Annotated in this window: 4 protein-coding genes; all 4 read left to right on the top strand. The window is 43.1% G+C overall.

Features of this window, described 5'->3' with window-relative positions; translation table 11 throughout:
- The first annotated feature begins 85 nt into the window (after positions 1–85).
- The 4 genes from NSTC745_RS06190 to NSTC745_RS06175 all read left to right on the top strand — a co-directional run bounded on the left by NSTC745_RS06190 (position 86) and on the right by NSTC745_RS06175 (position 14,044).
- A complete protein-coding gene (locus NSTC745_RS06190) occupies positions 86–5,566 on the top strand; it encodes a beta-ketoacyl synthase N-terminal-like domain-containing protein (RefSeq protein WP_445636366.1) in 5,481 nt (1,826 codons plus the stop codon).
- A gap of 118 nt (positions 5,567–5,684) precedes the next feature.
- Entirely contained in the window at positions 5,685–7,412 is a 1,728-nt protein-coding gene (locus NSTC745_RS06185; RefSeq protein WP_445636365.1) for an SDR family NAD(P)-dependent oxidoreductase, read from the top strand.
- Positions 7,413–7,535: 123 nt separating this feature from the next.
- A complete protein-coding gene (locus tag NSTC745_RS06180; protein WP_445636364.1) occupies positions 7,536–12,272 on the top strand; it encodes a PfaB family protein in 4,737 nt (1,578 codons plus the stop codon).
- A 98-nt stretch (positions 12,273–12,370) separates the two neighbouring features.
- Positions 12,371–14,044: a PfaD family polyunsaturated fatty acid/polyketide biosynthesis protein gene (locus NSTC745_RS06175; protein ID WP_445636363.1), complete on the top strand. Its 1,674-nt coding sequence runs from the start codon at positions 12,371–12,373 to the stop codon at positions 14,042–14,044.

Below are 14,044 nucleotides of genomic sequence, written 5' to 3'. Positions count from 1 at the left end.
TTGCTGACAAGACAAGAGATTTTCATTCATTAGTAGGCAACAGAAATTACTGTATCTACGAAATCCACAGTACTCACTATGCCCTATGTCTGCTCATTCAATTGATACTGCCTTAGCAGAGTTAGAGAGCCTGATTAATAATTGCGAAAAGGCTGTGATTAGGTCTATAGAGGAAAAAAAGATGAGTTCAGGAAAACCAGTGTCAATCAACAAACTTAACAGACAATTACAACACAATCCTATCGCCATTGTTGGCATGGCTTCTCTATTACCTCAAGCCAGAAATTTACGGGAATATTGGCAAAATATAGTAAATAAAATTGATTGTATTACTGATGTTCCATCCACCCACTGGAGCGTCGAAGATTATTACGATCCAAATCCGAGAACCCCTGAAGATAAAACTTATTGTAAAAGAGGCGGCTTTATTCCAGAGGTAGATTTTAACCCGATGGAATTCGGCATTCCACCAAGCATTTTAGAGGTTACAGATGTATCGCAACTATTAAGTTTAGTGGTTGCAAAAGAAGCAATGGAAGATGCTGGCTATGGCGAACAACGCGAATTCAACCGCGAGATGGTTGGGGTAATTTTAGGCGTAGCTATGGCCAAGCAGTTAGGAATGCCACTTTCTGCTAGGTTGGAATATCCGATTTGGGAAAAAGCCCTAAAAAGTAGCGGTTTATCTGACGAAGATACACAAAAAATCGTTGAGAAAATCAAAAGTGCTTATGTGAAATGGGACGAAAACGCCTTCCCTGGAATGTTGGCTAACGTCGTCGCCGGGAGAATTGCCAACCGTCTCAACTTTGGCGGACTCAACTGTGTCGTTGACGCCGCTTGTGCTAGTTCCTTTGGCGCTTTAAAAATGGCAATTAGCGAACTAGTCGAATATCGTTCTGACATGATGCTGACTGGTGGCGTTGACACCGACAACACCATCATGGCTTACATCTCCTTCAGCAAAACGCCAGCCGTTTCTCCTAGCGATAATGTCAAACCTTTCGATGCTAAATCTGATGGGATGATGCTGGGTGAAGGTATCTGCATGATTGTCCTCAAACGTCTGGAAGATGCAGAACGCGACGGCGATAAAATCTATGCAGTTATTAAAGGCATTGGTACTTCCAGCGATGGACGCTACAAGAGTATTTATGCTCCCCGCAAGGAAGGCCAAGTCAAAGCTTTAGAACGCGCTTATGAAGATGCAGGATTTTCTCCCGCTACCGTTGGTTTGATGGAAGCACACGGCACCGGCACAATGGCTGGAGATCCGACAGAATTCGGTTCTTTACAGGATTTCTTTGCTCTGCACGACTCGAAAAAGCAGCATATCGCTTTGGGTAGCGTGAAATCCCAAATCGGACACACCAAAGCGGCTGCGGGTGCGGCGAGTTTGATTAAAACGGCTTTGGCGCTACATCACAAAGTATTACCGCCAACAATTAATATTACCGAGCCGAACCCCAAACTTAATATTAAAAATTCCGCCTTTTATTTGAATACCGAAACTAGACCTTGGATTCGTGCTGAAGGCGAAGCACCAAGACGCGCAGGTGTCAGTTCCTTCGGTTTTGGCGGCACCAACTATCACGTTGTTCTAGAAGAATATCAAGCCGACCAAAATCACGGCTACCGCCTACACAGTGGCGCTAATGAAGTGCTGGTGTTTGCTGCTAACCCGTCCCAATTGTTGGCTAAATCTGAAGACCTTTTAGCGAAATTGCGATCGCCAGAAGCCAAAACACATTATGCAAAATTAGTCAATGAGTGCAAAACTCTAGAGATTCCCCTTGCTGCTGCCAGATTTGGATTTGTGGCACAGAATCTCGAAGAAACTTGCAAGCTACTGCAAGTTAGCATTGACTGGCTGAAAAACAAAGGGTCAGCAACATCTTGGGAACATCCCCAAGGGATTTATTACCGTTCCTCTGGTATGGAATTGGGTGGAAAAGTTGTCGCCTTATTTTCCGGCCAAGGTTCCCAATACTTGGAAATGGGACGGGAATTAGCGATGAATTTCCCAGTCATGCAGCGTTTACATGGCTATATGGATAGCTTGTTGCTCAAAGATAACTTGCAGCCGCTATCGGAAATCGTTTTTCCCCATCCCGTGTTTGAAGAGGCAGAGAAAAATACCCAAATTGCCGCCTTACAACGCACAGAATACGCTCAACCAGCCATCGGGGTGTTGAGTGCAGGGATGTACACCATACTGCAACAAGCTGGATTTAGATCCGATTTTGTTGCGGGACACAGCTTCGGAGAAATCACAGCATTATGGGCTGCGGGAGTTTTGACTACTGAAGATTACCTATTCTTGGTGAAAGCTAGGGGTCAAGCAATGGCGGCACCGGAAGATCCAGACCACGATGCAGGTAGTATGCTGGCTGTCAAAGAAGACATCAGCAAAGTTGAAGCAGTGCTGAAACATTTTCCGCAAGTTGCGATCGCCAATCAAAATTCGCCAAATCAATATGTCTTAGCTGGCCCCACCGCAGAAATCGCTAAAGTGCGTCAGGCTTTACAAGACAAAGGATATACGGCTGTATTGTTGCCCGTATCGGCAGCATTCCACACACCGTTGATTGCCTTTGCTCAGAAATCCTTTGCGATCGCTACTAAGTCCGTCAAATTCGAGAATCCCAAAATTCCGGTTTACAGCAACGTTACTGGCAAACAGTATCCCAAAGAACCGCAAGCTATTCAAAAAATCCTCGAAACGCACCTTTCCAATTCTGTGCTGTTTAAGCAGGAAATTGAAAGCATCTATGCAGCAGGCGGTACTTGCTTCGTGGAATTCGGGCCGCGGAGAATTTTGACCAACTTGGTAAAAGAAATTCTTGGCGATCGCCCGCATCTTACCGTATCTTTGAACCCCAGTACTCAGAAAAATAGCGATCGTTCCTTGCGGGAAGCAGTTGTACAGTTGCGAGTAATTGGTATGGCTTTGAGCAACCTCGACCCCTACCAAGTTCCCCAAACTATACCTGCAATCGAACAGAAGAAGGCTATAAATGTACGTCTAAACGGCATCAACTACAGATCCGAAAAAACCAAAAACGCCTTCGCCCAAGCCTTGCAAAACGGTCACAAAGTAACATTACCTGCGGTTTCATCTGAAAATTCAGCGAAACCAAATCAGCCCATCCCCTTTGAAACACCGGCTCCTGTATTTACCAGCCTAGATGTGGCTCGAACTCTGCCAGTAACAGAGACTAACGGACATAAAAAAACACCCCCTATTACTACCCCATCAATGAACGGTGTGACTTCTCATATCGCTACCCAACCAGAGCAGCAAATGAGTCCTGTGACCCTCTTAAGTCAACCAGCCCAGGAATCTAAGATGCAACCAACACCCGAAAAACTTACAAATTACCAACAACTTTTAGAAAGTTTAGAATACCTCCTGACACAGTTCCAGCAAAATCAATCTGAGAATTTACAAGCTCACGGAGCTTACCTCAACCATCAAATGGAATACGCCAAAGCGTTCTTCCAACTGATGCAGCAACAAAATGCGCTGTTGAGTGAAAGTAAATCTACAGCCGAAACCACCAAGCTGAAACAAGTTGTCATGGAAAGCTTGGAGCGCAGCATGATGCAGTTTCACTCCCAACAAGGTGAAACCCTACGCATTCACGAGCAATATCTTAAAGAGCAACTGGAATATACAAAAAACTTTTTCCAACTCATACAGCAAGAGTATTCTCAAATCATCTCAGAAGATGGAGCAACTCAGCTCACAGAGAAACTCAGCAACGGTGCAGGACATAATTTCATCCCCTTCACCGCACAAACAAACGTCACTGAAGAGGCACCAGTACCCCCTACTACCAAGATAGTAGAAGCTTTACCTTCACCTGTAACTGAGCCAGTAGCGAAAAATGGCAACGGCTCAACACATACCCAAACACCCCTCCCCACTCCCAAGGTAGTAGAGCCTGTAGTCGAAACCCCTGTACTCCCTCAACTAGTGCAGCCTGTAGTTGAAACTCCAGTACTACCCCAAATAGTACAGCCTGTAGTTGAAACTCCAGTACTCCCCCAAATAGTACAGCCTGTAGTCGAAACCCCAGTAATTCCCACTCCCCAGTCCCCAGTCCCCAATGCAACCATTGATATTGTTGACTTGGATAAAAACCTCCTAGCCATCACCAGCGACAAAACTGGCTACCCAGTCGAAATGCTGGAAATGGATATGGACATGGAAGCAGACTTAGGGATTGATTCCATCAAACGGGTAGAAATCTTGGGTGCGCTACAGGAAATGTATCCCAACTTACCCAAGCCCAACTTAGAAGAACTGGCAGAAAAACGCACCATCGGCCAAGTTGTAGAATATCTGCAATCCTTTGCTTCTAAAAGTGTTTCTGTAGAAGTTGTAATTCACGAAGTACAACAAGTAGTAGAAACTCCAGCACCGGAAGTACAACAAGTAGTAGAAACTCCAGCAGAAGTTACACCGGAAGTTAGCGTAGTTGTTGCATTCACCCCACAACCAGAAGCAGAACCCGCAGCCGCGACTAATGAATTTCCCGACTTAGCCCAAACCCTACTAGCCATCACCAGCGATAAAACCGGCTACCCGGTGGAAATGCTGGAACTAGAAATGGACATGGAAGCCGACTTAGGGATTGACTCCATCAAACGGGTAGAAATCTTAGGGGCGATGCAAGAAATGTACCCCAATTTACCCAAACCGAATATAGAGGATTTGGGAGAACTCCGCACCATCGGTCAAATAGTTGATTACCTACAGCAGCTAGCTGGAGGTGAAAAAAAAAAGTATGAGTCTGAGTTTGTCCAGCAGCCACCGGAATTAGAGTCTAGTATCGCCCGGTATCCCGCCAAACTCAGAACCTTACCAAAGCCAGATTATTTGGATTTCACGTTACCAGAGGGACACATCACTTTAATCACCGATGATGGTTCCCTCACTACTTCCAAATTAACTGAATCCTTAATCGCCGAAGGCTCGAAAGTAGTAGTTATCAGTTTCCCGCAATCCTTGATTCCCCAACAATCGCCCTTACCCGCAGGAGTCACCCGCGTCACCTTGGCAAACTTGAGCGAAGAACATCTGCAACAACAACTACAAGCGATCGCTACTCACTGCGGTAAGGTTGGGGCTTTCATCCATCTACATCCTATTTTTGTCGCAAGTAACACCGGGACAATTCCTTACATCGAACAGGAAAAGACGATCGTCAAGCACGTATTCTTGATGGCGAAACACCTCAAACCCTCCCTCACCGAAGCCGCACAACATGGACGTATTTGTTTCTGCACAGTCGCTCATCTTGATGGTGCCTTCGGTTTAGATTACAAAGTCAACTTCGGAGCGATCGCCGCTGGTTTATTCGGACTAACCAAAAGCCTAAGATGGGAATGGCCAAAAGTCTTTACACGGGCGATCGACCTCAGCCCCAAAATTGACGCCCAACAGTCAGTAAACCACATTATCGCTGAACTTCACGACCCCAACCTTTATATCGGCGAAGTTGCCTACGGTTCACAAGGACGAGTCACTTTAATTGCCAATCCAAAAGTAGGCGGCTAATCACTCCATCTCTTCTCTCTGCGCTCTCTGCGCCTCTGCGGTTTTTTTAACGAACCACAGAGACGCAGAGGACACAGAGGAGGAAAAAACAAATTTATACATTTTTTTACGAGGATTTATGATCCAAACAGCCCAGCTTAGTCCATCATCTGTTTTTGTCGTTAGCGGCGGTGCAAAAGGGATTACGGCTGAGTGTACTATCAAATTAGCCCAGCAACAACCCTGTAAATTCATCCTTCTCGGTCGCTCCGAACTATTAGAAACCGAGCCAGATTTTGCTCAAGGTTGTGAAGAATCAGCATTGAAAAAACGCATCATGGAAAATCTCCTTGCCCAAGGAGAGAAACCCACACCCATGAATGTGCAAAAAATATATAACAAAATTGCCTCCAGCCGGGAAATTAAAAAGACCCTCGCAGCAATTGAAAAAGCAGGAGCTAAAGCCGAATATATTAGCGTTGATGTTACAGATACAGAGGCTTTACAAGAAAAATTGGCTAATGCCGTGCAACGTTTGGGGTCGATTACAGGCATTATACATGGCGCAGGAAATTTAGCTGACAAATTAATTGAAAAGAAAACAGAAGAGGATTTTGAAAAAGTTTATACTGCCAAAGTTAAGGGATTAGAAAACCTACTGGGTTGTATCAATCCTAATCAACTTCAGCATTTAGTTTTGTTTTCTTCAGTAACAGGATTTTACGGAAACATTGGTCAATCGGATTATGCGATCGCCAATGAAATCCTCAATAAATCAGCACATATTTTCAAACAACAATATCCCTCATGCCATGTAGTAGCAATTAACTGGGGAGCTTGGGACAGCGGGATGGTGTCGCCAGAACTCAAAAAAGCTTTTGCTGAACGAGGAGTTGAAGTAATTCCCGTAGAAGCTGGGACAAAAATGTTAGTCAACGAATTGCATCCCGCCTATCAAGACAATACACAAGTCGTCATTGGTAGCCCCCTAGTACCCTTAGCTAGAGAGTTAGATTCCGAACTCCGCAGCTATCGTCTGCGCCGCTGCATGACATTAGAAGAAAATCCATTTTTATTGGATCATGTAATAGCTGGTTCTCCAGTATTACCTGCTACATGCGCTCTCTCTTGGATGATTGATTATTGCGAACAACTTTATCCTGGATATAGATTTTTCGCGGCTCAAGACTTCAAAATTTTGAAAGGAATTACTTTTAACGAAAGCCTAGCAAATGAATATATTGTAGACGTTGAAGAAATTTCTAAAACCAATGGACAACAGATTACATTCAACACGAAAATATCGAGTAAAAATCCGGCTGGCAAAACATTTTATCATTTCAGCGCCCAAATCCAACTATTACTAGAAATACCCACAGCCCCAACTTACGATGCAGTTAATCTAGAAGAGGATAATATCATCACTCTCACTGGTAAATCTTTTTATCAAAATGGAGAAGCTACATTATTTCACGGCAAAGCTTTTCAAGAAATCCAAAAAGTTTTAAACATCACCCCAGAAAAAATTACTACACAATGCCTGTGGGAAGGAATTTCACAGAAACAACAAGGACAATTTCCAGTCCAATGGGTCAATCCATATACAACTGACCTAAGTATGCACGCACTCTGGGTTTGGACACAACATTTTCATCAAGAAGGTTGCTTACCCGGACAAGTCGCAAAATACGAACAATTTGCAACCACACCACAAAACGAACCCTTCTACGTTTCCTGCGAAGTCAAATCCAAAACCCCCAGTAGCGCAACCGCCGACATCATCATCCACAACCAACAAGGCCAAATCTACTCGCGCCTCCTCGGAGCCAGAGCAATCATTTGGTCAATGAAACTCCTCAGAAGCTAAAACTCCTCTCCTCCTCCGCGCCTCTGCGCCTCTGCGTGAGCCTTTCAAGTTTGGGGAACAGCGTAAATCCTCCCGTCCGCTCGTTATCCGTAGCCTAATACCCAAACCTTGAGGATAAAAATAATGGAAAAAATCGCCATTATCGCATTGTCATGTCTATTCCCCGACGCCAAAAACCCCGAAGAATTCTGGCAAAATATCATCAATAAAAAAGAGTCTACCTCATCAGCAACCATCCAAGAATTTGGAGTAGACCCAGAAATCTTCCACCATCCACTAAAAGGTACACCAGATAAAACATATTCCCTCAAAGGTGGATACATCCGCAACTTTGAATTTGACCCATCCGGCTACAACCTCCCACCAGAATTACTTGCGAGTTTAGATAACACCTTCAAATGGTCATTGTACGCCGCTAAACAAGCAATTATGCAAAGCGGTTATTGGAGCAATCAAACCGTTCTCTCAAAATGTGGTGTAATTTTAGGAAACCTTTCATTCCCCACAAAACTTTCCAACCAACTATTTTCTCCCATCTACCAAAAAACCATTACACCTGCTCTCAAAGAACTTTTACAACTTCCAGATTTAGATTTACCCACTCTACCAACCGCCAACCAAGTATCATTATATAATGCGATGATTTCCGGCTTACCAGCAGCAATAATCGCTCAAGCCTTATCATTATCCCGCATTAACTTATGTCTCGATGCTGCTTGTTCCTCATCATTTTATGCCATTAAACTGGCGTCTCATTATTTGCGATCGCACAAAGCCGATGTGATGTTAGCTGGAGCCATCAGCAGTGCAGATTCCCTATTTGTGCGGATGTTATTTTCTGGCGTTCAAGGCTTTCCAGAAAACGGTATGAGCCGTCCTTTAGATAAATCATCCAGAGGTCTAATTCCCGCCGATGGTATTGGGATGGTGATGCTCAAGAGATATTCCGATGCTGTCAGAGACGGCGATAAAATTCTCGCTACCATCTGCGGTAATGGACTCTCCAATGATGGTAAAGGAAAGCATCTACTCAGCCCCAATCCCAAAGGACAAATTCTCGCTTTTGAGAGGGCTTATAACGAGGCAAAAATTAATCCTCAAAGCATCGATTATTTAGAATGTCATGCTACCGGCACATTATTAGGAGATACAACAGAATTCAATTCTATCGAAACATTCTTTGGTCAACATCAAGCCGCACCATTGATAGGTTCTGCTAAAGCAAATACCGGTCATTTATTAACCGCCGCTGGTATGGTTGGCTTGACCAAAGTAATCTTGAGTATGTCCAACGGTGTGATTCCACCGACTTTGAATGTTAATGAACCGATCGCTACTGAAAATAATACAATTTCCCCCGACAAAATTGTTAAAACCGCTACAGCATGGCCTAATAATAACGCTGCAATAAAACGGGCTGCTATCAGCGCTTTTGGTTTTGGCGGTACTAATTCTCATCTGATTTTAGAACAAGGAACGACAACCGAATTAGACAATTCAAGCGAACCTGTTTCACCTGTAAAACTTGCTATTGTCGGCATGGATGCCTTCTTCGGCAACTGTAACAGTTTAGATGCTTTTGAACGTTCGGTTTACGATGGCACTCAGCATTTTGTTTCGTTACCGCCGCAAAGATGGCATGGTATAGAAAACCAAGAAAATTTACTCAAAGAATACGGTTTACCAGATGGTAAAGCACCAGTAGGAGCATACATTCAAGACTTTGAAATTGATACTTTTTCGTGCAAAATTCCACCGAATGAAGCAGATAAATTAAATCCACAACAATTGTTACTTCTGAAAGTGAGCGATCGCGCCTTAAAAGATGCGAAAATCCCAGAAGGTAGCAACGTCGCAGTTATCATTGCCGCCGAAACAGAGTTATCTGTACATCAGTTACAGCAAAGGTGGAATTTACCTTGGCAAGTTAAAGAAGGCTTACTCACTCAAGAAATCTCTTTACCCAACGAACAGCAAACTCAACTCGAAACCATCGTCAAAGATAGCCTCCATCACCCCGTAGAAATTGGCGAATATGTCAGCCACATCGCCAACATTATGGCCAGTCGCATTTCCGCTTTGTGGAATTTCACCGGGCCAGCATTTACGATGACAGCTGGCGAAAATTCTGCCCTCAAAGCTTTAGAAGTAGCACAAATGCTACTAGCTGCTGGAGAAGTTGAAGCTGTAGTTGTTGGTGCCGTTGACTTGGCTGGCGGCGTCGAAAACGTCTTACTGCGAAGCCAAATGGCTAAGGTGAATACGGGTATCAATACCTTGAGTTACGACCAAAACGCAGACGGCTGGACAGTTGGCGAAGGTGCGGGTGCAGTTGTTCTCAAACGTCATGACACCGCCCTAGAAAATGCGGAACGCATCTATGCAGTTATTGACGCTGTTAGCATTGGACAAGCCTATTCCACCGTTGTTGATGGCGAAACCATCAGCCAAGTCTGCAAACAAGCTTTCGAGATTGCAGGTATCGAACCCACAGAGGTGAACTATCTGGAAGTTTGCGGTAGTGGTATTCCCCAAGAAGATGCAGCCGAAATCACAGGTTTACTGCAAGCTTATCCGCCAGTGGGAGATGGGTTGCACTGTGCAATTGGCAGCGTCAAAGCAAATATCGGTCACACATACGTGGCTTCGGGAATTGCCAGCCTGATTAAAAACGCTCTTTGTCTGTATCACAGATACATACCCGGTACTCCCAACTGGTCTGGCGTGAAAACGCCGCAAGTATGGCAAGGTAGTCCTTTCTATGTGGCTACAGAATCAAGACCTTGGTTTTTAGGGAAAAACGCTAAATCCAGAGTTTCGGCACTTAATAGTATTGGCTGTGATGGTAGTTTTGCCCATGTCATTTTATCAGAAGAAGGTAGCCAAGAAGAACGCACCAGCCGATATTTACAAGAAAAACCTTTTTGTCTTTTCCCCATCCCGGCTGATGATAGTTCGAGTTTATTTGCGGCTTTAGATAATTTGCAAAAAGCTGTTGAAAATTCCGCTTCTTTAAAAGCAACTGCCAGCCAATATTTTGAGAACTTTCAAAAACAATCGGCGGCAAAATATGTCCTAGCAATTACAGGACGCAACCAAAAAGAATTACTCAAAGAAATTGAATCTGCGCGTAAAGGTGTAAATAATGCTTTTGAACGCGGAACAGATTGGCAAACTCCTGTAGGTAGTTATTTCACATCTAAACCACTGGGTAAACAAGGTGAAATTGCTTACATTTATCCGGCAGCCGTCAATTCTTATCTTGGTATCGGTCGCACGCTATTTCGGTTATTTCCCAGAGTCTACAACGACTTAATGGTTAAAAGTATTTACAAACGTGCTGCTGATGTCGAACCGCTAGTTTTTCCCAGAAGTTTGAAAAAATTCACTACTAGGGAACTAGAAACACTAGAAAAGAAATTGCTAGATGATTCTCTAGCAATGTTTGAAGCCGAAATGTTTTGCACCAGATTACTGACTACGATTATTCGTGATGATTTTCAAGTTAAACCTAAATATGTTTTTGGGTATAGCTTGGGCGAAACAAGCATGATGGTCGCTCAGGGAGTTTGGAGCAATTTTTATGAAGGTAGTAGTAGCTTCAACTCATCAGCTTTGTTTGGCGATAGATTATCCGGGCCAAAAAATGCCGTGCGTGAGTATTGGGGACTACCAAAAATTTCCTCAGCTTCCGACAATAATTTTTGGGGTAACTATGTTTTAATGGCTAGCCCCGACCAAGTAAGGGATTGTCTAAAAAATGAACAGCGCGTTTACTTAACTCAGATTAATACACCGGAAGAAGTATTAATTGCTGGCGAACCAGCAGCCTGTCAGCGAGTCATCAAAGCCTTAGGCTGTAATGCTTTTCCGGCTCCATTCGACCATGTGATTCACAGCGAAACGATGCGTTCCGAATATGATGAATTGGTGAAATTAAACACTTTACCATCACAAAATATTCCTGGCGTTGTATTTTATTCTGCTGCTGAATACCAACCAATTAAACTAGAAAGTGGCGAAATTGCTCGTAGTATTGCTACAGGTCTTTCTCAACAATTAGACTTTCCCAGGTTAGTTAATTGCCTCTACAATGATGGTGCCAAAATATTCATTGAAGCTGGTGCTGGTAATGTCTGTTCTCGCTGGATTGATAAAATCCTTCAAGGTAAAGAACACATTACAGTATCTCTAAATCGTAGAGGTATGGATGACCATACTGCTTTTGTCAAAGCACTGGCAAAACTCGTTAGTCATCAGGTGGATGTTGATTTATCACCACTGTATAATGTTGCCCAAACTACCAATCAAAATAAAGCAACTCTGAGAACTGTAACCTTGGGTGGACAATCAATTACTGATAGCATTTTGACTGAAGATAACCGCCAAAGATTTGGAGATTTAGTTGAAAAATGTAAAGGCGATCGCCCCAAAAAACAACCTCAAATTTTACCTGACTCTTCATTAGAAATTCGCAGCACAATATTCTCTGAAACAAGTAATTGTGATAACATTCCCCACTCTCATATCCAGTCTGAAAAAGTTGCAGTGAAAGATATCATTAATAACGGTTTTGAATTTAAAGAAGAAGTAAAATCTTCTGAGTCAACTGCAATTGAACAGACAACTAGTCAACCTAGCTTTTCTCCTCCAACCACTACCCGAAAACTTCGTAAAATCATCCAGATGTCTGATTTAAATAAGTCTCAGTATCAAAAACTCAACGCTAACAATTCAAAGATAACTAAAGCACACACAGCCTTTCTAGAAGCTAGACAAGAATTTAGCAAGCAAATGAGTGAAATCATTCAACTCCAATTAGCTTGCGCCCAAAATTTACTTGATGAAGAATCAAAATAACAGCCTAACTTCAACCATCAATATCTTTCAATAGGGGAAAACTTCCCTTTCCCCTTTTCCCTTTTTTGTTAACGCTTATAATTTGAGGGATAACTGCTGTGACAACCGTAGATACGGTACTAAGTAAACACGATAATGGCCTGAATTTTTCTGCTTGGTCTCATACTCAAAACCAAGTTTGGAAAGGTTCATTAGAATCTATATCTTTTGAGCAAGAAGCCATCAAAAATAAATTGATGGTATTAGATAAACCTTGCTACGTCGTGAAAGTTGCCGGAAAAATCGGTGTCACCAACGAGGGATATTTATCCCCCACTGAAAATGGCACAACAGCACAAGTAGACCTGTTAACATTTGTTCCACCAGTCAGAATTCAACAATTAGGAGATCCCAATTTCCTCTCCTTTCATGGCGTCAAATATGCCTACGCTACCGGTGCAATGGCTGGCGGAATTGCATCAGAAGAAATGGTAATTGCACTCGGAAAAGCGCAAATTTTGAGTTCTTTTGGTGCTGGTGGTTTAAGTCCAGACCGTTTGGAAGCAGCCATTAAGAAAATTCAACAAGCCTTACCCCAAGGCCCTTACGCATTTAATTTAATTCACAGTCCCAGCGAACCTGCAATTGAACGCCGTGCTGTAGATTTATATCTCAAATATCAGGTAAAAACAGTAGAAGCATCTGCATTTCTAGATTTAACTCCCAACATTGTCTACTACCGCGTAGCTGGTTTGGGATTAAATGACGCCAATCAAATTGAAATCAGAAATAAAGTCATTGCCAAAATTTCTCGCCGAGAAGTTGCTACAAAATTTATGCAACCGGCACCACCCAGAATTCTCAAAGAACTTCTCCAACAAGGGTTAATTACAGACTTACAAGCAACTCTCGCCGCAAAAGTTCCGATGGCTGATGATATCACCGTCGAAGCTGATTCTGGCGGTCATACAGATAACCGTCCCTTAGTTTGTTTGCTACCTTCTATTGTTGCTTTGCGCGACGAAATTCAAGCCCAATATCATTACCAAATACCCATTCGAGTGGGAGTAGCAGGTGGAATTGGTACCCCAGAATCAGCATTAGCCGGTTTCATGATGGGTGCTGCTTACATAGTAACTGGTTCTATTAATCAATCATGCATTGAATCTGGAGCTTGCGAACATACCAAGAAATTACTAGCGCAAGCAGAAATGGCTGATATGATGATGGCACCAGCCGCAGATATGTTTGAAATGGGAGTCAAATTGCAAGTCCTCAAACGGGGTACAATGTTCCCCATGCGGGCGCAAAAGTTATTTGAACTCTATCGCGCTTATGACTCAATTGAAGACATTCCTCTAGCAGAAAGAGAGAAATTAGAAAAACAAGTTTTCCGCAAAAGTATTGCTGAAGTTTGGGAAGGAACGGCAGCTTATTTATCCCAAAGAAACCCTGAAAAACTGGGCAAAGCTGTTAATAATCCTAAGCTAAAAATGGCGTTGATTTTCCGCTGGTATTTAGGATTATCTTCTCGCTGGTCTAATTCTGGTGAAAAAGGTCGAGAAGTCGATTATCAAATTTGGTGCGGCCCGGCAATGGGTAGCTTCAACGACTGGGTAAAAGGTTCTTACCTGTCTGACCCAAATAATCGCCGAGTAGTTGATGTTGCTGACCAAATTATGACGGGCGCAGCCTTTTTATATCGCATCCAAAGTTTGAAAATACAAGGGCTACAACTCTCTAATTATTACAGTCAATATCAACCAGTACGTTCTACATTAGTGGAGATTTAA

It is taken from the genome of Nostoc sp. DSM 114161, assembly GCF_052692665.1.
The sequence above is the reverse complement of the archived record's forward strand: the minus strand, read 5'-3'. Positions and strand labels throughout refer to the sequence as shown.

Excerpts from the sequence above, each read along its gene's own strand:
- NSTC745_RS06190 (WP_445636366.1), top strand. The coding sequence starts at position 86 with ATGTCTGCTCATTCAATTGATACTGCCTTAGCAGAGTTAGAGAGCCTG.
- NSTC745_RS06185 (WP_445636365.1), top strand. The coding sequence starts at position 5,685 with ATGATCCAAACAGCCCAGCTTAGTCCATCATCTGTTTTTGTCGTTAGC.
- NSTC745_RS06180 (WP_445636364.1), top strand. The coding sequence starts at position 7,536 with ATGGAAAAAATCGCCATTATCGCATTGTCATGTCTATTCCCCGACGCC.